The sequence below is a fragment of the Aeromicrobium sp. JJY06 genome (assembly GCF_044069275.1).
GTDB classification, from domain to species: Bacteria; Actinomycetota; Actinomycetes; order Propionibacteriales; family Nocardioidaceae; genus Aeromicrobium; species Aeromicrobium tamlense.
The window spans coordinates 2091584-2111706 of sequence record NZ_JBIMRD010000001.1 but is presented as its reverse complement, the minus strand read 5'-3'; the positions used below and the strand labels follow the sequence as shown (position 1 = coordinate 2111706).

General features: G+C 72.2%; 24 protein-coding genes. 13 read left to right on the top strand and 11 right to left on the bottom strand.

Going from position 1 to position 20123, the window contains the following annotated elements:
• Positions 1-28: 28 nt before the first annotated feature.
• The 3 genes from ACGWYL_RS10335 to ACGWYL_RS10325 all read left to right on the top strand — a co-directional run bounded on the left by ACGWYL_RS10335 (position 29) and on the right by ACGWYL_RS10325 (position 2081).
• A complete protein-coding gene (locus ACGWYL_RS10335) occupies positions 29-712 on the top strand; it encodes a histidine phosphatase family protein (protein WP_179425673.1) in 684 nt (227 codons plus the stop codon).
• 65 nt (positions 713-777) lie between these two features.
• Complete coding sequence (locus ACGWYL_RS10330) at positions 778-1332, top strand: DUF3090 domain-containing protein (RefSeq protein WP_179425675.1); 555 nt, start codon at positions 778-780, stop codon at positions 1330-1332.
• On the top strand, positions 1329-2081 hold the full coding sequence (locus tag ACGWYL_RS10325) for an SCO1664 family protein (RefSeq protein ID WP_395487125.1): 753 nt from the start codon (positions 1329-1331) through the stop codon (positions 2079-2081). Before ACGWYL_RS10330 ends, ACGWYL_RS10325 begins: the two co-directional genes overlap by 4 nt.
• 149 nt (positions 2082-2230) lie before the next feature.
• Here ACGWYL_RS10325 and ACGWYL_RS10320 read toward each other — a convergent pair whose 3' ends face one another.
• A complete protein-coding gene (locus ACGWYL_RS10320) occupies positions 2231-2803 on the bottom strand; it encodes a hypothetical protein (RefSeq protein WP_179425677.1) in 573 nt (190 codons plus the stop codon).
• A gap of 189 nt (positions 2804-2992) precedes the next feature.
• Positions 2993-4594: an AMP-binding protein gene (locus ACGWYL_RS10315; protein WP_179425679.1), complete on the bottom strand. Its 1602-nt coding sequence runs from the start codon at positions 4592-4594 to the stop codon at positions 2993-2995.
• Between the two features lie 260 nt (positions 4595-4854).
• Between ACGWYL_RS10315 and ACGWYL_RS10310 the strand changes: the two genes are divergently transcribed.
• Positions 4855-5538 (top strand): SDR family NAD(P)-dependent oxidoreductase, encoded by a 684-nt coding sequence (locus tag ACGWYL_RS10310; RefSeq protein WP_395487124.1) that lies wholly within the window; start codon positions 4855-4857, stop codon positions 5536-5538.
• 109 nt (positions 5539-5647) lie between these two features.
• Here the strand turns inward: ACGWYL_RS10310 and ACGWYL_RS10305 are convergent, their stop codons facing one another.
• On the bottom strand, positions 5648-6784 hold the full coding sequence (locus ACGWYL_RS10305; protein WP_395487123.1) for an acyl-CoA dehydrogenase family protein: 1137 nt from the start codon (positions 6782-6784) through the stop codon (positions 5648-5650).
• 66 nt (positions 6785-6850) lie between these two features.
• On the opposite strand from ACGWYL_RS10305, the gene ACGWYL_RS10300 reads away from it, so the two are divergent.
• The 4 genes from ACGWYL_RS10300 to ACGWYL_RS10285 all read left to right on the top strand — a co-directional run bounded on the left by ACGWYL_RS10300 (position 6851) and on the right by ACGWYL_RS10285 (position 9878).
• Positions 6851-7627, top strand: a complete 777-nt coding sequence (locus tag ACGWYL_RS10300) for an SDR family NAD(P)-dependent oxidoreductase (RefSeq protein WP_395487122.1) — start codon at positions 6851-6853, stop codon at positions 7625-7627.
• Positions 7628-7673: 46 nt separating this feature from the next.
• Positions 7674-8213: a cysteine hydrolase family protein gene (locus tag ACGWYL_RS10295; protein ID WP_179425687.1), complete on the top strand. Its 540-nt coding sequence runs from the start codon at positions 7674-7676 to the stop codon at positions 8211-8213.
• A gap of 229 nt (positions 8214-8442) precedes the next feature.
• On the top strand, positions 8443-9012 hold the full coding sequence (locus ACGWYL_RS10290) for a carboxymuconolactone decarboxylase family protein (RefSeq protein ID WP_395487121.1): 570 nt from the start codon (positions 8443-8445) through the stop codon (positions 9010-9012).
• Complete coding sequence (locus tag ACGWYL_RS10285) at positions 9009-9878, top strand: RNA polymerase sigma-70 factor (RefSeq protein ID WP_395487120.1); 870 nt, start codon at positions 9009-9011, stop codon at positions 9876-9878. Before ACGWYL_RS10290 ends, ACGWYL_RS10285 begins: the two co-directional genes overlap by 4 nt.
• A gap of 17 nt (positions 9879-9895) precedes the next feature.
• Here ACGWYL_RS10285 and ACGWYL_RS10280 read toward each other — a convergent pair whose 3' ends face one another.
• Genes ACGWYL_RS10280 through ACGWYL_RS10260 form a run of 5 tightly spaced genes read right to left on the bottom strand, consistent with a single transcriptional unit; the run spans position 9896 to position 12820 of the window.
• Positions 9896-10132, bottom strand: coding sequence for a hypothetical protein (locus tag ACGWYL_RS10280; protein ID WP_269306067.1), 237 nt, complete (start codon positions 10130-10132; stop codon positions 9896-9898).
• A complete protein-coding gene (locus ACGWYL_RS10275; protein WP_395487119.1) occupies positions 10107-10772 on the bottom strand; it encodes a methyltransferase in 666 nt (221 codons plus the stop codon). The genes ACGWYL_RS10280 and ACGWYL_RS10275 overlap by 26 nt, the downstream gene beginning before the upstream one ends.
• On the bottom strand, positions 10772-11635 hold the full coding sequence (locus ACGWYL_RS10270) for an SDR family oxidoreductase (protein WP_179425697.1): 864 nt from the start codon (positions 11633-11635) through the stop codon (positions 10772-10774). The genes ACGWYL_RS10275 and ACGWYL_RS10270 overlap by 1 nt, the downstream gene beginning before the upstream one ends.
• Positions 11628-11843 (bottom strand): CDGSH iron-sulfur domain-containing protein, encoded by a 216-nt coding sequence (locus ACGWYL_RS10265; protein ID WP_179425699.1) that lies wholly within the window; start codon positions 11841-11843, stop codon positions 11628-11630. Before ACGWYL_RS10265 ends, ACGWYL_RS10270 begins: the two co-directional genes overlap by 8 nt.
• Positions 11843-12820, bottom strand: a complete 978-nt coding sequence (locus ACGWYL_RS10260) for an iron-containing redox enzyme family protein (protein WP_269306062.1) — start codon at positions 12818-12820, stop codon at positions 11843-11845. Before ACGWYL_RS10260 ends, ACGWYL_RS10265 begins: the two co-directional genes overlap by 1 nt.
• A gap of 170 nt (positions 12821-12990) precedes the next feature.
• Between ACGWYL_RS10260 and ACGWYL_RS10255 the strand changes: the two genes are divergently transcribed.
• The 5 genes from ACGWYL_RS10255 to ACGWYL_RS10235 all read left to right on the top strand — a co-directional run bounded on the left by ACGWYL_RS10255 (position 12991) and on the right by ACGWYL_RS10235 (position 16847).
• Positions 12991-13155 carry a hypothetical protein gene (locus ACGWYL_RS10255; protein ID WP_179425700.1) on the top strand — a complete coding sequence of 55 codons (165 nt, stop codon included), beginning with the start codon at positions 12991-12993 and terminating at the stop codon, positions 13153-13155.
• Positions 13156-13162: 7 nt separating this feature from the next.
• On the top strand, positions 13163-14662 hold the full coding sequence (locus ACGWYL_RS10250; RefSeq protein WP_395487118.1) for an FAD-dependent oxidoreductase: 1500 nt from the start codon (positions 13163-13165) through the stop codon (positions 14660-14662).
• Positions 14663-14797: 135 nt separating this feature from the next.
• Positions 14798-15334 carry a DUF72 domain-containing protein gene (locus tag ACGWYL_RS10245; protein ID WP_395487246.1) on the top strand — a complete coding sequence of 179 codons (537 nt, stop codon included), beginning with the start codon at positions 14798-14800 and terminating at the stop codon, positions 15332-15334.
• 95 nt (positions 15335-15429) lie between these two features.
• On the top strand, positions 15430-16110 hold the full coding sequence (locus tag ACGWYL_RS10240; RefSeq protein WP_395487117.1) for a sigma-70 family RNA polymerase sigma factor: 681 nt from the start codon (positions 15430-15432) through the stop codon (positions 16108-16110).
• A 38-nt stretch (positions 16111-16148) separates the two neighbouring features.
• A complete protein-coding gene (locus ACGWYL_RS10235; RefSeq protein ID WP_179425706.1) occupies positions 16149-16847 on the top strand; it encodes a GAF and ANTAR domain-containing protein in 699 nt (232 codons plus the stop codon).
• Position 16848: 1 nt separating this feature from the next.
• Here the strand turns inward: ACGWYL_RS10235 and ACGWYL_RS10230 are convergent, their stop codons facing one another.
• The 3 genes from ACGWYL_RS10230 to ACGWYL_RS10220 are packed head-to-tail and all read right to left on the bottom strand — an operon-like array spanning position 16849 to position 20008.
• Entirely contained in the window at positions 16849-17430 is a 582-nt protein-coding gene (locus ACGWYL_RS10230; RefSeq protein WP_179428224.1) for a TetR/AcrR family transcriptional regulator, read from the bottom strand.
• A gap of 38 nt (positions 17431-17468) precedes the next feature.
• Positions 17469-19073, bottom strand: a complete 1605-nt coding sequence (locus ACGWYL_RS10225; RefSeq protein WP_179425708.1) for a class I adenylate-forming enzyme family protein — start codon at positions 19071-19073, stop codon at positions 17469-17471.
• A complete protein-coding gene (locus ACGWYL_RS10220) occupies positions 19070-20008 on the bottom strand; it encodes a crotonase/enoyl-CoA hydratase family protein (protein WP_218845841.1) in 939 nt (312 codons plus the stop codon). Before ACGWYL_RS10220 ends, ACGWYL_RS10225 begins: the two co-directional genes overlap by 4 nt.
• Positions 20009-20123: the final 115 nt, after the last annotated feature.

The window sequence follows — 20123 nt, the reverse complement described above, 5'->3', positions numbered from 1 at the left end:
ACATCCGCCTCCCGCTAGGGTTCAGGCCATGGCGATCGTCCTGCTGGTCCGGCACGGTCGGTCCACCGCGAACACGTCCGGCACCCTCGCGGGCCGGCTCCCCGACATCCACCTCGACGACCTCGGGCGCGAGCAGGTCGAGACCACCGGCGCCCGTCTCGCGGACGTCCCGGTGGCCGACGTGGTCACCAGCCCCCTCGAGCGCTGCCGCGAGACCGCCGCCGCGATCGCCGGACGCCACGGCATCGAGCCCACCGTCGACGAGGCGATCACCGAGTGCGGCTACGGCGACTGGCAGGGCCGGGCCCTGAAGGAGCTCGCCGCCGAGGACCTGTGGAAGACCGTCCAGCTCCACCCCGCGGCCGCGGCCTTCCCGGGCGGCGAGTCGCTCGCGGCCATGCAGGCGCGCGGCGTCGCGGCCGTCCGCGGCCATGACGCACGGGTCGCGGCCGAGCACGGCGACGAGGCCGTGTGGGTCGCGGTCTCGCACGGCGACGTCATCAAGGCGGTCCTGGCCGATGCGCTCGGCATGCACCTCGACCTCTTCCAGCGCCTGCACGTGGACCCGGCCTCCGTGTCGATCGTCCGCTACGGGTCGCGCCGGCCCGACGTCGTCGCGGTCAACACCTCGGCCGGCGACCTGTCGTGGCTCAAGGCCGCCGAGCCCTCTGCCGACGCTGCGGTGGGCGGCGGCGCGGGTCCTCGTGCCTGATCGCATGAGCCGTGTCACGTCCACGCGCCCAGCGGCGTGCGGCACGGGCTCCTAGCATGGGTGCCATGGCGCAACGGGTGCACGAGTTCGACTGGCCGGACCGTCTGGTGATCGGCACGGTCGGCCGTCCCGGCGAGCGCTCGTTCTACCTCCAGGCGCGCACGGGTGAGCACCTCGTCAGCGCCCTCATGGAGAAGGAGCAGTCGGCCACCCTCGCCGAGAAGCTGGACGAGGTCCTCGACGAGCTCATGGCCCAGGACGGCAACCCGTTCAGCGTGCCGGCCGAGGCCCCCGAGGGACTCGACGACGACGGTCCGCTGGACTCCCCCGTCGTCGAGCAGTTTCGGGTCGGGATCCTCTCGCTGGGCTTCGACCCCACCACGGCGCAGGTCGTGATCGAGGCGTTCCCGCTCGTCGAGGACTCCCCCGAGTCGCTGCTCGAGCCAGAGCCCGAGGGACCGTCGGAGGTGCTGCACGTCCGCATCCCCGTGGGCGCCGCCCGCTCGTTCTGCAAGCGCACCCGCGCGGTCGTCGAGGCCGGCCGCCCCTTGTGCCCGCTGTGCTTCGAGCCGATCGACGGCGACGTCCACGTGTGCGGCGCCACGGACGACTCCTGGTGAGCCTCGAGGGCGACCTCGAGCTCGAGGGTCGCATCCTGCCCGCGTCCAACGCCACCTTCGTCGGCCGGATCGACGGCGTCCGCGTGGTCTACAAGCCCGTCGCCGGCGAGCGGCCGCTGTGGGACTTCCCCGACGTCGTCCTCGCGAAGCGCGAGGTCGCGTCGCGCCTGGTGTCGGAGGCCACGGGCTGGGACGTCGTCCCGCCCACGTGGTGGGGCGAGGGTCCCCACGGGCCCGGGATGCTGCAGGTCTGGCAGGACGCCGATCTCGAGGCCGAGGCCGTCACGCTGGTGCCGGCGGACGACCTCCCCGACGGCTGGTGCCACGTCCTCGACGGCCTCGACGCCGAGGACCGGCCCGTCTCGCTCGTCCACGAGGACTCCGCCGGCCTGCGCCGCATGGCGGTGTTCGACGCGATGGTCAACAACGCCGACCGCAAGGGCGGGCACGTGCTGGCGATGACCGGCGGCCACCGGCACGGCGTGGACCACGGCCTGACCTTCCACGAGGAGCCGAAGCTGCGCACCGTGCTGTGGGGCTGGCTCGGACAGTCGCTCTCCGACGACGAGCTCGGCGGCGTGCATCGAGTCCGCGACGGCCTCGACGCCGAGCTCGGCACCACGCTCGCGGAGTGGCTCGGCGAGCCCGAGCTGGCGGCCCTGCACCGTCGCTGCGACCGCTTGCTGGCCGAGGGCGTCTTTCCCTCGCCCGAGGGCGACATGCCCGCCGTGCCCTGGCCGCCCTTCTGAGCGTCCTCTGCGACTGAACGAGGTTTCCTGTCACTTCACGTGGTTCGCAAACCTCGTGAAGTGACGGTTTCCCCGGTTAACCGGGGAAACCGTCACCGCGACGAGGAGCGGCCGCCCGGGGCTCCGGGCGGCCGCTCGTGTCGGGTCGGTCAGATGCTGGCCAGCTCGGCGTCGCGGGTCTTCGAGTGACGCAGACCCAGGGCGGCGAGGACCGCGAGGACCACGGCTCCGGCGAAGGAGGCGATGGCCGTCAGCCCGGCGATCAGGCCCATGGTGCCGAAGGCGTAGGCGTTCAGGAGCATCCCGCGCAGGGTGTTGCCCATGAAGAGCGACTGCCGCAGCGCAGCGACCTGCTGGCCGGCCTCGGAGGCCTTCTCCTGGTCGGACAGGGCCATGAACTCACCGCTGACCTCCTCGTACGTGCGGTTGCCGCTGGAGGCGTTCATGTGGGCGAGGATGTAGTGGTCGGCGAAGGCGCGGGCCTCGGCACCGGTGTCGAGCGGGCTGCCGGCGAAGGGCTCGAGCGCCTCGCGGTCCGCGTCCGACAGGCTCGTCAGCGCGTCGCCCTCGGGCATCGTGATCCGCTGCGCCACCAGCTGCGACTGCACCTGGTCGTCGATGAAGAAGTGTGCCCAGGAGGCCAGGCCGCCCACGACCACCAGCAGTCCTGCCAGGGCCAGTCCGGTCCACGAGATGAGCTTGTCGAATGCCGAGCGGCGCATGATCTGTTCCTCCTGTGCGATGACTCCGCGTCGTTGCGTCGTCATCACTGACGCTACGGAGCGCCGCGCGCCCCGGGATGAGGCCAAGTGACCCACTTTCCCGGGCCCTTGGTCCCGGGTGCGTAGGGACCCGGCACGCGACGACGCCCGGCCCCAGGAGGGACCGGGCGTCGCGGGGACCTGCGTCGATCAGGACAGCGTCTCGAACGCCGGCAGGTTGCGCTTCATGACCTTGCCGGTGGGGTTGCGCGGCAGCTCGTCGAGGAACATCACCGCACGCGGCACGGCGAACCGGGCGACGTGCTGCTTGGCGTAGTCGACGACCTCGTCCTGCGAGAGCTCCTCGCCCTCGCGGACGACGACGTAGGCGGCCAGGCACTGGCCCCACTGCGGGTCGGGGATGCCGGTGACGACGACGTCCTGGACCTTCGGGTGCTCGATGAGGGCGTCCTCCAGCTCGCGCGGGAAGACGTTCTCGCCGCCGGAGATGACCATGTCGTCGTCACGGCCGGCGACGAACAGGCGGCCCGCCTCGTCGAAGTAGCCGAGGTCGCCCGAGTGCATGAGGCCGTCGCGGAAGTCCTTCGTGCGGCCGTCGGTGTACCCGGCGAACATCATCGAGTTGCCGACGTGGATCACGCCGGTCTCGCCCTGCGGGACCTCGTGGCCGTTCTCGTCGAGCACCTTGACCACGGTGTGCCACGGCACGCGGCCCGCGGTGCCCGGCGCGTCGCGCAGGTCCTTCGGGCCGGCGATCGTGACCCAGCCGGTCTCGGTGGCGCCGTAGAAGTTGTAGACCGAGTCGGTGAACGTGTCCATGAAGTGCGTGGCCAGCTCGCCGGCCAGGGCCGAGCCGCTGGACGCGGTGATCTTGAGGCTGGAGACGTCGTGGTTCTTGATGACCTCGGGATCGGCGTCGACGAGGCGCTGCATCATGAGCGGCACCACGACGAGGACCTCGGCCTTGTACTTCGCGATGTCCCGGATGACCTGCTCGGGCACGAAGCGGCGACGCAGGACGTAGGTGGGGACGGTCGAGAGGCCGAAGCCGAAGTTCAGCAGGCCCCACGAGTGGAACAGCGGCGCCGCGACGACCACGGTGGAGTTGCCCTCGTACGGGATCGCGCCGAAGTAGGTGAGCAGGGGCTCGAGGTTCTCGGGCTCCTTGCGCTTCGCGCCCTTGGGCAGGCCGGTGGTGCCCGACGTGAAGATGACGATGCTGCCCGGCTTGGCCGGCTTCGGGTGGTCGGCCGGCGACAGGCCCTTGGCCAGGCTGCCCAGCGTGGGCAGGCCGTGGGTCTCGTCGTCCTCCCACGCCACGACGATCGACTCGCGGTCGATGTCGGCGGCGACGGGCAGGAACTCCTGGTCGAGGATGACCATCTTGGCGCCCTCGCGCTTGACCAGCTCGGTGAGCTGGCCGCCGCTGGCCATCGTGTTGAGCAGCAGCATGCGGCCGCCGAACTGTGAGATCGCGACCATGGCGATCACCATGTGGCGGTGGTTGCGGCACAGCACCGCGATCGGGTCGCCGGGGACGAAGCCCTTGTCCTTGAACGCCTGCGTCAGGCGGTTGATGGCGTCGCTCGTCTCGCGCCACGTCAGCTGGCCGGCGTCGTCGATGATCGCGACCTGCTGGGGCTTGCGGGCAGCCGCGGCGCCGACGGCGGACGGGAATCCGGGACCCCACGAGGCGAGCTTCTTGCCTGCCTTCACCAACCGGACGGGGTTCTGGGCCTTGAGCAGCCCGATTCGCCGCAGCACCTTCAACTTGTAACCGAGGTCGCCCATCTTCTCTCCGCATCCTGTGTGTACCGGCAGGTAATGTGACGAAGGTTACCAGCGGGTCACTTGATCGCGTCAGGGACTTGTCCAAGATGCGGCGGGTTCGTCCTCGAATCGCAGGACGGATTCGTGACCGGTGTAACTCCGGGTGACCCCGCCGGTGGCGAAAGTCACTCGAATCCCAGCGGTTTCCAGATACCTCGGGAATGTCGCCGAAAGCCTCGCCCCGGCGTCCGGCCGCGCGCAGGATGGGTCGGGTGGGACGCGTGGCGCGTCCCGGGAACGAGGTCGACGTGACGCACCGGGTGGCAGTCGTGACGGGCGGGGCGAGCGAGACGGGGCTGGCCGCCGCACGCCTGCTGGCGCGCGACCACCACGTCGTCCTCAGCGACGCACGCGGCGAGCGGCTGGTGCGCGCCCTGGACCGTCTGGACTCCCCCGGGGTCTCGGCCGAGTCGATCGTGGCCGACGTCACCGACCTGCGCTCGGTGGAGGCGCTGATGCTGGCGGCCCGCGAGGCGGGGCCCGTCGTCTCGGTCGTCCACGCGGGCGGCACCACCGACTCGGCCGACTCACCCGAGGCCATCGTGCGCGCCCGCGTCCTGGGCACGATCAACGTCACGGCCGCCACCCTCGCGGTGGCCGGGCTGGGCACCACCCTCGTCCACGCCTCGTCCGCCGCCGCGACGGCGCTGCCCGTGCTGCCGCGCTGGGTCTTCCGGCTCGCACCGGCCGACCCGGAGGGCCTCGTCGCGACCCTCACGCGCCTGGCCACCCTGTGCCCGGCGCGGCGCGCTCCCGCCGCGGCCCACGCCATCAGCACCAGCTTCCTGCTCGGCTACACCTCCCGGATGGGCGAGGTCTTCGACTCGTGCGGTGCCCGGCTGCGCTCGACCCCCGCCGAGTCCGTGGTCGAGCTGTGCCGTCACGACCTCGTCCCGGCCGCCTGAGCCAGCCGCCGCGAGCGTTCTGGCGCGGCTCCCCTCCCCACTTTCGGAACGCGTTGAACCGTTTCGCGGACGGAAACGGTTCAACGCGTTCCAAGAGTGGAAGAGGGGGTCAGCCGCGCTTCTTGAGGTCGCGCCCGATGACGAGGCGCTGGATCTGGTTGGTGCCCTCGAAGATCTGCATGACCTTGGTCTCGCGCATGTAGCGCTCGACCGGGAAGTCCTTCGTGTAGCCCGCGCCGCCGAGCACCTGGACGGCGTCGGTGGTGACCTTCATGGCGTTGTCGGTCGCGACGAGCTTGGCGATCGAGGCCTGCCGCGAGAACGGGCGGCCGAGGTCGCGCAGGCGCGCGGCGGCGAGGTACGTGGCGCGGGCGCTCTCGACGGCCGCGGCCATGTCGGCCAGCAGGAACGTCAGACCCTGGTGGTCGATGATCGGCACGCCGAACGCCTCGCGCTCCCTGGCGTACGCGACGGCCGTGTCGAGGGCGCCTTGGGCGACGCCCGTGGCGACCGCGGCGATGCCGAGCCGACCGGAGTCCAGTCCGGCCAGCGCGATCGCGAGGCCCTGGCCCTCGTCGCCGAGCCGGCGCTCGACCGGCACCCGCACGTCGTCGAACAGCATGGTGGCCGTCGTCGAGCCCATCAGGCCCATCTTGTCCTCGGGCACGTCCGCCGCGAGTCCCTCGGCGTCGGCGGGCACGAGGAAGCACGTGATGCCGGCCTCGGCGCGCGCCATCACCTTGTAGTAGTCGGCCTGGCCGCCGTGCGTGGTCCACGCCTTCGCGCCACGGATCACGTAGTCGTCGCCGTCACGCTTCGCGGTGGTGCGCATCGCGGCGGGGTCGGAGCCCGCGTGCGCCTCGGACAGGCAGTACGCGCCGAGCAGCTCGCCGCCGAGCATGTCGGGCAGCCACCGCTGCTTCTGCTCGGGCGTGCCCGCGTGGTCGAGGCCGAAGCAGCTCAGCGCGTGCACGCTCGTGCCGACGCCGACGCTGGCCCACGCCGTGGCGATCTCCTCGACCACCTGCAGGTAGACCTCGTACGGCTGGCCGCCGCCGCCGAACTCCTCCGCGTACGGCAGCCCCAGCAGCCCGGCCCGACCGAGCGTGCGGAACACGTCGCGCGGGAACGTCGCCGAGCGCTCGTCGGCGTCCACGCGCGGGCGCAGCTGGTCGTCGACGATCTGGCGAGTCAGGTCGATCAGGTCGCTCGCCTCGTCGCTGGGCATCACGCGCTCCACGGCCACGGTGGGTCCTCCTCGGTGTGTCGGCACCTCCAGCATGGACCACCGCCGGAATGGTTGGATCAGGACATGGAGATCACTGGAGCATCAGCCATCGTCACCGGAGGCGCGTCGGGAATCGGCGCCGCCGTCGTCCGCCAGCTCGCCGCGAAGGGCGCGCGCGTGGTCGTCGCGGACCTCAACGACGACGCGGGCCGCGCGCTCGCCGACGAGGTCGGCGGCGTGTTCATCCACGTCGACGTCACCGACACCTCGCAGATCGAGACGGCGGTCGCCGCCGCCGAGGAGCTCGCGCCGCTGCGCGTGCTGGTGAACTCGGCCGGCATCGGCTGGGCCCAGCGCACGGTCGGTCGCGACGGCTCGTTCGAGTCCGCGCACGACCTCGACGCCTACAAGAAGGTCATCGCCATCAACCTGATCGGCACCTTCGACGCCATCCGTCTCGCCGCCACCGCGATCGGTCGCACCGAGCCGCTGGAGTCCGGCGAGCGCGGCGCGATCTGCAACCTCGCGTCCGTCGCGGCGTTCGACGGCCAGATCGGCCAGGCGGCGTACTCCTCGTCGAAGGGCGGCGTCGTCGGCATGACCCTGCCCGTCGCGCGCGACCTCGCGGCGATCGGCGTGCGCGTCAACACCGTGGCCCCCGGCCTGATCGACACCCCCATCTACGGCGAGGGCGAGGCGGCCGAGCAGTTCAAGGCCAAGCTCGGCGAGTCGGTCAACTTCCCCAAGCGCCTCGGCCACCCCGAGGAGCTGGCGAGCATGGTCGTCGAGTGCGTCACGAACTCGTACATGAACGGCGAGACGGTCCGCGTCGACGGCGCGATCCGGATGCCTCCGAAGTAGGTCGTCCCGGGAGGCGAGCACGCGGGGGCCCCGGCAGGATGGACCCATGCGTGCTCTCCTTCTCATCGACCTCCAGGAGGACTTCCTCGACCCGCCGCCGCTGGCCGAGCAGCGCTCGGACCTGGTCCGCGCGGTGCAGCGCTGGGCGGACTGGGCCCGCGACCACGACGTGCCCGTGATCGAGGCGCGCACGGTGCTGCCGGAGGACAAGTCGACGTGGGCGCTCAACATGCGCGAGGACGACCAGCCGGTGGTGCTCGAGGGCACGCAGGGCGCCGAGACGCTCACCGAGCTGGACCTGCGGCCCGACGTCGAGATCGTCAAGCGACGCGACGACGCGTTCCACGGCACCGACCTGCTCGAGCGGCTGCGCGCCCTCGACGTGGACGAGCTGATCGTGGGCGGCGTGGTCACCGAGGCGTGCCTCGCGATGACCGCCGCCACCGCCTACGCCCACGACCTGCGCGTGCTGATCGCCGAGGGCGCCGTGACGTCGGCCGATCGCGACGCCCACGACGCGGCGCTGAAGTGGCTGCGCGAGCAGTACCGGCAGGACGTCGTCTCCCCCGAGGACCTCGACGACTGAATCAGCCGACCGCTGAGGAGCGGTGAGAGGTCAACCCTTCCCGCCGAGCGGCGGTGAGTCACCAACCGAATCGGGCTGCCATGGGGTTGACGACTCACCGCTCTGCCAGCCAAGCCGCGGCGCCAGGTCAGGCGGCGGGAGCGGCCGTCGAGCGCCGGGTGTCACGGATCGGTCGCGACCGGTGTCTTGATGTCGGACGACCTCGCCGAGGTCCGATGAAGGAGACACCATGCCCAGCACGTTCCGCATCCCCGCCGCCCCGATGGACTCCCCCGCCGCGCGCGTCGTGAGCGCCGCAGCGCGCCGGATGTACGGCCGCGTGCCCGACCTCGTGCCCGTGCTGTGGAACCACCGCAAGGTGCTGCGCGCCGTGCTGGCGTGGGAGCGCCGCGTCGCGACGTGGGACGCTCTCGACCCGCACCTGAAGTCGTACGCCGTGATGGCCTCGGCCGCGAGCATCGGCTGCAGCTGGTGCCTCGACTTCGGCTACTACCTGGCCCACGACGAGGGCCTCGACGAGCAGAAGGTGCGCGAGGTCCCGCGGTGGCGCGAGTCGGACGCCTTCACCGAGCTCGAGCGCGACGTCATGGCCTACGCCGAGGCGATGACCGCGACCCCGCCGACGGTCACCGACGAGCAGGTGGCCGGGCTGCGCGCGGCCCTGGGCGAGCAGGCGCTCGTCGAGCTCACGATGATGGTGGCCGTGGAGAACCAGCGCTCGCGCTTCAACCTGGCCGCCGGCCTGGCCAGCCAGGGCTTCAGCGACGTGTGCGAGCTGCCGCTGGCGGACGTGCGGTGACGTCCGTCCTCGACGAGTTCACGGCGCACCGCGCGCTGCTGTTCACGGTCGCCTACGAGATGCTCGGCTCGGCCGCCGACGCCGAGGACGTCGTGCAGGAGACGTGGCTGCGCTGGAGCGCCGAGGACCGCGAGGACGTCCACGACCCGCGCGCCTACCTCGTGCGGATCACGACGCGCCTGGCCCTCAACCGCCTGCGCACGCTGGCGCGTCGGCGCGAGTCGTACGTCGGGCCGTGGCTGCCCGAGCCGCTCGTCACCGCGCCCGACGTCGCCGACGACGTGGCCCTGGCCGACTCGGTCTCCACGGCGATGCTGCTCGTGCTGGAGACCCTCGGCGAGACCGAGCGAGCGGTGTTCGTGCTGCGCGAGGTCTTCGACGTCCCCTACGAGGAGATCGCCGCCGCGGTCGACCGCACGCCCGCCACGGTGCGCCAGATCGCGCGGCGGGCACGGGCGCACGTATCCGCGCGCCGGCCGCGCGTGCAGGTGACACCGCGCGAGCGCACCGAGGTGGTGGCGCGGTTCCAGCGCGCGATCGCCGAGGGCGACCTCCAGCAGCTGCTGGACGTCATCTCCCCCGACGTGGTGCTGGTGTCCGACGGCGGCGGCAAGGTCAGCGCGGCCCGGCGCCCGATCGTCGGGCGCGACAAGGTGCTGCGGTTCCTCGCGGGCGTCATGCCCGACGACGTCGTCGTCGAGGCCGCGTGGATCAACGGCGAGCTGGGCCTCGTCACCCGTCAGGCCGGCGCGATCACCGCGATCGCGACCGCGGTGGTGCAGGACGGGGTCGTCGTCACGATGAACATCGTGCGCAATCCCGACAAGCTCGGGGCGACCGGCCCCGTGCGGCTCAGCCGGAGCTGAGCCGCACGGGCGGACGGTCAGGCGTCGTCGTCCTCGCCCTCGTCGCCGGGGCCGCCGGTGCCGGGGTCGTCGGGCGTCGGCAGGTCGGGAACCCCCGCGGGGCCCTCGACGCCGGGCACCGTCTCCGTGCCGGCCTCCTGCTCGTTCCCGCCCGGCTCCGAGACGCTCGCGTGCTGCGGGTCCACGGTGAGCTCGTCGGCCAGCTTCGCGGCCTTGCCCTCCGCCTGGTCACCGGTCTTCGGCGTGCTGTCCATGCTGTCCTCCTTCGGTGGTGCGGTGCAGCAGCAGGACGGCGCCGCCGTCGAGCTGCCGGCTCTCGGCGATCGTGAGGCCGCGCTCGGCCGCGTCGGCCTCGAGATCGCGTCCCTGCCCCTCGTCGCGCAGCTGGAGCAGGCCGACGCCGCCGCGGCACAGGTGCCGGGCGATCACGGTCAGGCACTCGCGCGCGAGGTCGAGTCCGTCGGCGCCCCCGTCGATCGCGGTCAGCGGGTCCTCCGGGAACTGCCCGACGCCGTCCGAGGTCAGGTACGGCGGGTCGGCGATGATGAGGGCGAAGCGCTCGTCGGGCAGCAGCACCTCCGACATCCCACCGTGACGGATGTCGGAGTCCACGCCCCACGCCCGCGCGTTGCGCGAGGCCCACACGCAGGCGTGCAGGTCGGCGTCGACCTGGACGAGGTGCCTTCCGGTGCCGGCCACGGCGAGCAGGCCGATGTGACCCGCCCCCGCACAGACCTCGAGCACGGGACCGGCCGGCACGCGGTCGAGCCACTCGCGGGCCCAGGCCGACTGCGCCTCCGTCCAAGGGCGGGGCGTCAGCACGCGCTCGTCGTAGCCGATCGACCGGCCGCCGAACGTGGTCGACCGCGCCTCGGGCTCGGTGGCCTGGAGCATCAGAAGACCGGCTTTCCGCCGGTGACGCCCAGGACGGTGCCCGAGACGTAGCTCGCGTCCGTCTCCGACGCCAGGAACACGAACGCCGGCGCCACCTCGGCGGGCTGGCCCGCGCGACCCAGCGGCGTGTCCGAGCCGAACTGCTCGAGCTTCTCCACGGGCTGCGTCGCGGGCTGCAGCGGCGTCCAGATCGGGCCGGGCGCGACCGCGTTCACGCGGATCCCCCGCGGGCCGAGCTCGGCCGCGAGGTTCACCGTGAGGTTGTTGATCGCGGCCTTCGTGGAGGCGTAGTCCAGCAGGCTCGTCGACGGCTCGTACGCCTGGATCGACGTGTTGTTGATGATGCACGAGCCACGACCCAAGTGCGCCAGCGCGGCGCGGGTGAGCCACAGCAGGGCCAGCACGTTGGTCGTGTAGGTGCGCTCGAGGCGCTCGTCGTCCATCTGCTCCAGGCCCTCGTCGCGCGCCATCTGGTAGCCGGCGTTGTTGACGAGGATGTCCAGGCCCCCGAGGCCGTCGTGGGCGTGGGCGATGACGCGGTCGCACGTGGCGCTGTCGCGCAAGTCGGCCTCGATGGCCAGGCAGGTCCGGCCGGCCTCCTCGACGAGGCGCGACGTCTCGCGGGCGTCCTCGACCTCCTCGGGCATGTAGGTGAATGCGACGTCGGCGCCCTCGCGGGCGTACGCGATCGCGACCGCACGACCGATGCCGGAGTCGCCGCCGGTGATGAGGGCCTTGCGGCCCTCCAGCCGGCCGGTGCCGACGTAGCTCTCCTCGCCGTGGTCGGGCACGGGCTCCATCACGTCGGTGCGGCCCGGGGGCTCCTGCTGCTGCGGCGGGAAGCCGCTCTGGTCCTCACTCATGGGACTCTCCTTCGTCGTCGAATCGGGTCCTGATCGCCTGGTGGGTCGCGTCGCACCAGGGCAGCGACGCGGACTTGCCGCACCGGCACACGGCGCTGACGGGTCTCTCGGTGCGGTGGATCTCGCCGTCGGGGGCGCGCACGCCGATGTCCCCGCGGATGAGCAGGGGTCCGTTGGGGCACACGCTCAGATCGACGCGGCGCGACATCAGATCCCCCACTTGTCGAACATCGCCGTGGCGAACCGGCTCTCCTGGTCCAGGCACGTGAAGACGCCGAACGCGACGTCCTCGGCCAGGTGCGGCTCGGCCTCGACCAGCGCGCCGGCGATGAACCGCGCGGCGGTCTGCTCGTGCACGGCGTCGGCCTCGACGTGCTCGTCGTAGTAGGCCGCGATCTCCTCGGGCAGGCCCAGCCGCCGCAGGCCGCGCGCCATCCGGCGCGACGGTCCCGAGCTGGAGGCCTCGAACGCCACGAGGTGGCCCACGGAGGCCCCGCGCAGCCGGCGCTGGAGGCCGAACATCGTCAGGGTCACGTTCATCTCGAGCACCTCGACCGGCACGTCGTCGATCGCCGCGCCCTCGCGGGCGTCGAGGCCGAGGGCGCGCATGCCCTCGGCGAACAGGTGCGCGTGGAGCCGCTCGGGACGACCGCCGCCGTACTCGTCGTACTGGAGCTCGGCCAGCGCGGCGCGCGCCGGACCGGGCAGCCGTGCGACGGTCCACGCGGTCGGGTCGGCCTCCTTGAGGTGGTAGATCGACCGATACCAGAGCAGCTCGCGGACCTGCTCCGCCGTGGCGGAGCGCTGCACGTGCGCGGCCAGCGACGGCCCGTCGTCGTTGCGCACGTACTCGAGCAGGACGTCGGGATCGGCGGACTCGGGCAGGCGACCCACGGCGCGCTCACGCAGTCGCGCCTCCAGGTCGCGCTCGACCTCGTTGCGCACGGCGATGAGCTCCGGCGTCCACTCCGCGTCCTGCACGTCGGCGAAGCCGCGGTGGTGCAGCTCGTGCGCGATCCAGGCCGTCAGCAGCCCGTCCTCCTCGCTCGACGGGCGGACCCGCGGGATCCGGTCCCACGGCATCGCCCCGGTGAGGGCCGCGACGGTCGCGGCACTCAGGTCGCCACGAGGCTGCGGCAGGGTCGACGTGGTCGGCCCACTTCCGGTGATGACGGCTGATGGCATCCGTGGTCCTTTCGATCTGCAACGGGGGGACACGGAGGGGGTACCCCCCGGAGCGCGCCTCATGCGCACCGCGCGCCCATCGTGCCCCGGCGCATGGAACCGCGCGAGTCGGCGCATGGAACCGCGCGAGTCGGGTACGTGAACCTCGACCGTCGAAACGAGGAGGATCCATGAGCACACCGCACCCTGACGCTCCCGCCGAGGGCCCCGATCCCGACGACCCGTCGACGCAGCCCGATCCGACCGAGCCGGACGACCCGCCGCACGACGCGGTCGACGCCGCGCCGAACCAGGACGTCCAGCAGCAGCTCCTCGAGCGCGACGGGCTGGCCTGAGGCGCCGATGACCGACGACAACCGACCCCTCTGGCTCGTGCCCGCGGAGGTCGCGGGCTCCGACACGCTCCCCGACGCCTGCGACGACCTCGTCGTCGGCGCCGGGGTGGTTGGCCTCACCACCGCCGTCCTGCTGGCCCGCGCGGGCCGGCGGGTCTGCGTGGTCGAGGCCCGCTACGTCGGCGCCGGCTCCACCGGGCACAGCTCGGCCAAGGTCTCGCTGCTGCAGGGCACGCGCCTGTCCACGCTGCTGGAGCAGCACTCGCGCGACGTCGTGCAGTCCTACGTCGAGATGAACCGGGCCGGCTTCGACTGGCTGGTCGACTTCGCCACGGCCCACGACGTCCGCATCGACCGCCGCGCCGCAGCCACCTTCGCCGCCAGCCCGAACGAGACCTCGCGGGCGCGCGCCGAGTTCGTCGCCGCGCAGTCCGTGGGCCTCCCGGTGGAGTGGTCCGACGGGCTCGACCTGCCGGTGCACGTGCACGGCGCGGTCACCCTCGCCGACCAGGCGCAGGTCGACCCCGGGTCGCTCCTGTCCGCGTTGGCGACGGAGCTGCGCGCCCACCAGGGCGTGATCGTGGAGAACGCGCGGGTCGCGAGCGTGGACTGGGTCGGTCCGCCGACGGCGCATCTGGAGGACGGCCGCACGGTGCACGCCGAAGCCCTCGTCGTCGCCACCGGCTCGCCGATCCTCGACCGCAGCCTGGCCTTCAGCGATCTCGAGCCCCAGCGGTCGTACGTCGTCGGCTACGAGCTGGCCGACCCGCCGCAGATCATGGCGCTGTCGTCCGGCTCGCCCTCGGTGTCGCTGCGCGACGCCCGCACCGCCGACGGGCGGCCCGCGCTGCTGGTGGGCGGCTTCGGCCACGGCGTCGGGCGCACCGAGTCCGAGCGCGAGCACGTCGAGGCCATCCGCACGTGGACCGCCGAGCACTTCCCCGCCGCTCGCGAGGTCGCCGCGTGGTCCGCGCAGGACTACACCACTGGCGACGGGCTGCCCCGCTTCGGGCGGATGCCCCGCGGCGGCGACCGGATCCGCTTCGCCACCGGGTTCGCCAAGTGGGGCTTCACGAACGGCACGGCCGCGGCCCTCGCGATCGCGCACGACGTGCTCGGCGACCCGATGCCCTGGGCGGACAGCGTCGTCGACCACTCCTCGCCGCTGCAGTCGGTGAAGGGCCGCGCGTCGATCAACGCCAAGGTCGCCAAGGAGGTCGCCACCGGCGCCGTCCGCGCGCTGTCCGGCTCGGACGCGCCGCTGGAGACCGGCGAGGGACGCGTGCACCGCGAGGGCGTCCACGTGGTCGCCGAGTCGCGCTCCGAGACCGGCACCTGCCGCGTGTCCGGGCTCTGCACCCACCTCGGCGGCGTGCTGCGCTGGAACGACCACGAGCAGTCGTGGGACTGCCCCCTCCACGGCTCGCGCTTCTCCCCCGAGGGCGACGTGCTGAACGGTCCCGCGACGAAGCCGCTCAAGCGGCTCGAGCCCTCGGAGGAGTCCTGACGTCGCGAGCGCCTCAGGGGCGGACGTGTCGCGCCTCCTGATCGGCGTCAGCGGCTGGAGCTACGACGGGTGGCGCGGCGACTTCTACCCGAAGGGCCTGCCCGGCGTCGCGAGCTCGAGCACGTCGCGTCGCGCCTGACGGCCGTCGAGGTCAACGGCACGTTCTACTCGCTGCAGCGGCGCACCACCTTCGAGCGCTGGGCCCCGGAGGTGCCCGAGGACTTCGTGTTCGCACTGAAGGGCCGCCGCTACGTGACGCACCTGCTGCGACTCGTCGGCGTCCGCACGACCGCGGAGGCCGCCGTGCTGGCGGGCGAGCACGACGACCGCGTGCCGCCCGAGCACGCCCTCGAGGTCCGGCACCCGTCGTTCGCCGATCCCGCCTTCGCGTCACTGCTGCACGACCTCGACGTCGCCGGCGTCTGGTCGGACGCGCCCAAGGACTGGCCCGTCCTCGACCTGCCCTCGAGCTCGATCGCCTACGCGCGCCTCCACGGCCACACCCGCCTCTACGCCAGTCGCTACAGCGATTCCTCCCTGGACGCGTGGGCGCAGTGGTGTCGCAGGCGGTCCGCCGAGGGCCGCGACGTGCACGTGTACTTCGACAACGACTCCGAGGGTCACGCGCCGCACGACGCCGAGGGGCTGCTCCACCGGCTCCGTCCGAGCTGACCTCCGCTCGGGTTGCCGACCCCCGGGGGCGGTGTGAGGCTGAAAGCGGTTGAACCCCCAGCCACCCGGTTCTCTCCCGATCCGACGGAGGCTCCATGACTGCGTTGTACGACCACCCCCACACGACGAGCTGCGAGGACCTCGTCCTCGAGCACCTGTCGCTCGCCACCGCCCTCGCCCGCCGGTTCGGCAACCGCGGCGTCGACGCCGAGGACCTCGAGCAGGTCGCCCGGCTCGCCCTGGTCAAGGCGGCGAAGCGCTACGACCCCGCTCAGGGCCCGTTCCCGCCGTTCGCGACCGCCACGATCCAGGGCGAGATCAAGCGGCACTTCCGCGACCGGGCCTGGATGGTGCGACCCCCGCGCCGGGTCCAGGAGATCCAGGCGCTCATCGCCGGCGAGCAGCTGCCCGAGCTGACGACGGCGAACCTCCACGAGATGGCCGCGCGCCTCGGCGTCGCCCCGGAGGACCTCCGGGACGCGGCCGCGGCACGGGGCTGCTTCCACCCCGACTCCATGGACGACGTCAACCACGGACGGCGCGAATTCGTGCGCGAGGACGACGACCTCGAGTTCGTCGACGAGTGGCTCACGGTCGCGCGCCCGCTGCGCGAGCTGGAGCGCGAGTCGCGCGAGCTGCTGCACTGGCGCTACGTCGACGAGATGACTCAGCAGGCGATCGCCGACCGGCTCGGCATCAGCCAGATGCAGGTGTCGCGCCGGCTGTCCAAGGTGCTGTCCTCGCTCCGCGGGCATCCCGACCTGGCTGCGGCATAAAATGGAGGAGCTCCACCGGCTGTAGGAAGGATCCGGGCGTGACCGGCGACACCACCACTCCCCTCATCAACCAGCTCGCGGACGTGGCCCTGTCGATGCATCAGGAGCACTCGGCCGAAGCGACCGTCGAGTCCGTGCTCGGCTACATCAAGACCGCGGTGGGCGCCCAGTACGCGGGCGCCCTGCTCTTCGGCGAGAAGGGAGCGATCGAGACCGTCCCGGGATCGGACGACATCGTCGAGAAGGCGGGCGCCGTCCAGGCCGAGGTCGGCGAGGGGCCCGACCTCGCCGCCATCGAGGAGGCCCAGTCCATCCTCGTCTCGGACATCCGCGCCGAGCCGCACTGGCCGCACTGGGCGCAGGCCATGGCCGAGCTGGGCCTGCGCAGCCTGGTCAGCGTGAAGCTGTCCACGCGCGACCGAGCCTTCGGCAGCCTGACCGTCTACTCGACCCATCCCGACGCGTTCACGGACGAGGACCGGTCGGTGGTCGAGGCGTTCGCGCGCCACGTGGCCATCGCGATCTCCACGTCCGTGCGGGAGCAGAACCTCAACGCGGCGATCGACTCGCGCAAGCTCATCGGCCAGGCGCAGGGCATCCTCATGGAGCGCTTCTCGCTGTCCGACGCGCAGGCCTTCGCGGTGCTGCTGCGGTACTCGCAGCACTCCAACACGAAGCTGCGCGTCATCGCCGAGCGCCTCGTGTCCGAGCGCACGCTGCCGCCCGAGTCCGACTGACTCAGGCTCGGCGCACCCGTTCGACCGAATCCAGCCATGCCGCCACCACGCGGTCGGCCATGTCGGAGGTGGAGCGCATGTTGCGCGTGACCTCCAGCCCGCGAACGAGGGCCATGAGCGACTCGAAGGCGAGCGCCTCCTCGTCGGGGTCCTCGATCCCGGCGTGGCGGCGGAAGAGATCGCGCAGCGCAGAGCCGAGCCGACGCTCGGCCGGCAGCAGAGCGGCCCGCAGCTGCTCGTCGGTGCGCGAGGCCGACCACAGCTCGAGCGCCGCCTGGAAGTACGGACCGGTCATGGCCTCGCGGATCGCCTCGACGAGCAGCCGCAGCGAACCCGGACCGTCCTCGAGCTCCTCGAGTGTGCTGCTGATCATCGCGAACCGTTGGTCGGCGACGTGATGAATGGCCGCGACCAGCAACTCGGACTTGGAGCCGAAATGGTGCAGCAGGGCGCCACGGGAGAGCCCCGCGGCGTCCTGGATGCGCTGGGTCGTCGTGCCCGCGTACCCGTAGGTGACGAGGCACTCCACGGTGGCGTCCAGCAGGCGCTCACGCGTGTGGGCGAGCTGCTCCTTGCGGGTCATGGACACGACGCCACGTTACTGAATCTCCGCGGCGGTGTTCACAGCTGCGCGAGCTCCCCGGCCGCGATCTGGTCGCGAAGACGGAACTTCTGCAGCTTGCCCATGGCGTTCGTCGGCAGCTGATCGGCCACGAACCACGACTTCGGCGTCTTGTGCGGTGCCAGGTGCTCGCGCAGGAACGTCTGGAGCTCGCCCGCCGAGGGACGCGCGGCGCCCGCGAGCTGCACCACGGCCGCGACCGACTCGCCCCATGCCGCGTCCGCGAGCCCGACGACGACGGCCGAGGCCAGTGCCGGGTGCGTGACGAGGACGTCCTCGATCTCGCGCGGGTAGATGTTCTCACCGCCGCGGATGATGAGGTCCTTGATCCGGCCGGTCACGGTGACGTAGCCGCGGGCGTCCATGCTGCCGAGGTCACCGGTGTGCAGCCAGCCCCGCGCGTCGATCGTCTCGGCCGTGGCCTCCGGCTGGCCGAGGTACTCGATCATCGCCTGGAAGCCGCGAGCGCAGATCTCGCCCTCCGTGCCGACGGGCACGACCTCACCGGACCGCGGGTCGAGGATCGCGACGTCCACGTTCGGCAGCGGCTGACCCGCGGTGTGCAGGGCGTCCTCGCGGGCGTCGTCCGGGCGGGTCTGGCACACGATCGGGCTCAGCTCGGTCTGGCCGTAGACGGCGCTGAAGCGGGCTCCGCACACCTCGTCCCAGCGGTCGACGAGGACGGGCGGCACGAGGTCACCACCCGACATCACGACGTCGAGCGCGGAGAGGTCGAAGCCGGCGAGGCCCGGGTGGGCGAGCATCGCGTGCAGCATCGCCGGGACCGCACCGATGCCCTTGACGCGATGGTCCTGGATCGCCGTCAGCAGCAGGGACGGGTCGAAGAGCTCGGCCAGCACGAGCGTGCCGCCCTGACCGAACGTCCCCATCGCGGCCAGGCCGCAGCCGGCGGTGTGGAACAGCGGCAGAGCCGTGGCGTAGGTCGCCCCGTACGGCAGGTCGCAGCGCTCGCGCACGTAGCGCGCGTTGTTGACCATGGCGACGTGCTTGAGGACCGCGGCCTTCGGGCGGCCCGTGGTGCCCGACGTGAACTGGATCTGCGTGGGCGAGTCCGGCGAGACCTCCGGCAGCTCCACGCGGCGCGGGGCGGCGCGGACGTCCTCGAGCCAGCCGCCGAGTGCGACGGCCTCGCGGATCCGCGACACCTGCGGCAGCACGGCCTTCACGATCGTGGCCATGTCGGTGCCGCGGAAGTCGTCGACGTGGAAGACGCCCACCGCCTCCGACGCCTCCAGCACGTGGCGCAGCTCCTCGCCGCGCAGCGCGGGGTTCGCCGTGACGAGCACGAGGCCCGCCAGCGCCGCCCCGTACTGGAGCACGATCCACTCCGGCACGTTCGGTGCCCAGACGGCGACGTGCTCGCCGGGCTCGAAGCGCTCGAGCAGCCAGGCGGCCGCGTGCTCGGCGTCGGCCAGCAGCTCGGCGTAGGTCCACACGCGGTCGTCGCGGTCGGGGGCGACCGAGACGAGCGCGATCGCGTCGGGCGCCTGCCCCGCCCCGTCACGCAGCAGGTCGCCGACGGTGAGCGGCAGGACGGGCTCGCTGGTGTCGGCCTCCCACAGCGACCGGGTCAGCGCCCTCATCGGCCGCCGCCCGCCGTGTCGCGCCGCATCGCCGCGACCTCGTCGGCCGTGGGGATCGCTCCGCCGCCGTCGGGGATGAAGCGGCCCGTGTCGCGCCACTGCACCGCGGCACCGAAGCCGTGCTCCTTCGCGAAGTCCACGAACCACCGGCCCTCGGGCGAGTGCCGCGTGATGCCGTCGAACAGGACGGCCATGTTCTGGGTGCTCTGCAGGCCCATGTTGTCCAGCGCCTGGTTGACCATGAGCTTCTGCATGACGAGCTGGTTGATCGGGACGCCGGCCATCCGCTCGGCCAGCCGCTCCACCGCGGCGTCGAGCTCGTCGGCGGGGACGGCGTCGATCACCAGGCCCCACTCCTTGGCCTGCGCGCCGTTGATCGTGTCGCCCGTGAGCAGCATGCGCTTCGCCCGCTCGGCACCGAGCCGGTACACCCACATCGCGGTCGTCGGGCAGCCCCAGATCCGCGCCGGCATGTAGCCGATCTGCGCGTCCTCGGCCATCACGACGAGGTCGCACGAGAGCGCGATGTCGCTGCCGCCCGCCACCGCGTGGCCCTGCACCTTGGCGATCGTCGGCTTGGCCGAGCGCCACAGGGAGAAGAAGTGGTCGGTGTTGGCCTTCATCATCTGGAAGTCCTGGATCGGGTCCCAGACCTCCCCCTGGTGGTCGATGCCGCCCTCGGCGTACACCTTCAGGTCGTAGCCCGAGCAGAACGAGCGGCCGCTCCCCTGCAGGACGATGACGCGCACCTCGGGATCGGCGTTCGCCTCGTCGACGGCGGCGTGGATCTCGCGGGCCATCTCGGCGGTGATTGCGTTGAGGCGCTCGGGGCGGTCGAGGGTGATGTAGGCCCGGCGGTCGCGGGTCTCGTAGCGCACGGTGTGGCCGGTGAAAGGCACGCTCAGCTCCTTCTCGGGGTGTGTGGTCGCCGTCACGATTTCACAGTCCGTCCGGACTGTCAATCAACACCGGCGATCACTCGTCGCCGTCGCGTCGCCCGCGCTTGGTCCGGCTGTCGTAGTGGGGTGCAACACTTCAGTGTTCGCGCCC

Coding starts and splice junctions, on each gene's coding strand:
- ACGWYL_RS10335 (WP_179425673.1), top strand. CDS start 29: ATGGCGATCGTCCTGCTGGTCCGGCACGGTCGGTCCACCGCGAACACG.
- ACGWYL_RS10330 (WP_179425675.1), top strand. CDS start 778: ATGGCGCAACGGGTGCACGAGTTCGACTGGCCGGACCGTCTGGTGATC.
- ACGWYL_RS10320 (WP_179425677.1), bottom strand. CDS start 2,803: ATGCGCCGCTCGGCATTCGACAAGCTCATCTCGTGGACCGGACTGGCC.
- ACGWYL_RS10315 (WP_179425679.1), bottom strand. CDS start 4,594: ATGGGCGACCTCGGTTACAAGTTGAAGGTGCTGCGGCGAATCGGGCTG.
- ACGWYL_RS10300 (WP_395487122.1), top strand. CDS start 6,851: ATGGAGATCACTGGAGCATCAGCCATCGTCACCGGAGGCGCGTCGGGA.
- ACGWYL_RS10295 (WP_179425687.1), top strand. CDS start 7,674: ATGCGTGCTCTCCTTCTCATCGACCTCCAGGAGGACTTCCTCGACCCG.
- ACGWYL_RS10290 (WP_395487121.1), top strand. CDS start 8,443: ATGCCCAGCACGTTCCGCATCCCCGCCGCCCCGATGGACTCCCCCGCC.
- ACGWYL_RS10280 (WP_269306067.1), bottom strand. CDS start 10,132: ATGGACAGCACGCCGAAGACCGGTGACCAGGCGGAGGGCAAGGCCGCG.
- ACGWYL_RS10275 (WP_395487119.1), bottom strand. CDS start 10,772: ATGCTCCAGGCCACCGAGCCCGAGGCGCGGTCGACCACGTTCGGCGGC.
- ACGWYL_RS10270 (WP_179425697.1), bottom strand. CDS start 11,635: ATGAGTGAGGACCAGAGCGGCTTCCCGCCGCAGCAGCAGGAGCCCCCG.
- ACGWYL_RS10265 (WP_179425699.1), bottom strand. CDS start 11,843: ATGTCGCGCCGCGTCGATCTGAGCGTGTGCCCCAACGGACCCCTGCTC.
- ACGWYL_RS10260 (WP_269306062.1), bottom strand. CDS start 12,820: ATGCCATCAGCCGTCATCACCGGAAGTGGGCCGACCACGTCGACCCTG.
- ACGWYL_RS10255 (WP_179425700.1), top strand. CDS start 12,991: ATGAGCACACCGCACCCTGACGCTCCCGCCGAGGGCCCCGATCCCGAC.
- ACGWYL_RS10250 (WP_395487118.1), top strand. CDS start 13,163: ATGACCGACGACAACCGACCCCTCTGGCTCGTGCCCGCGGAGGTCGCG.
- ACGWYL_RS10240 (WP_395487117.1), top strand. CDS start 15,430: ATGACTGCGTTGTACGACCACCCCCACACGACGAGCTGCGAGGACCTC.
- ACGWYL_RS10230 (WP_179428224.1), bottom strand. CDS start 17,430: ATGACCCGCAAGGAGCAGCTCGCCCACACGCGTGAGCGCCTGCTGGAC.
- ACGWYL_RS10225 (WP_179425708.1), bottom strand. CDS start 19,073: ATGAGGGCGCTGACCCGGTCGCTGTGGGAGGCCGACACCAGCGAGCCC.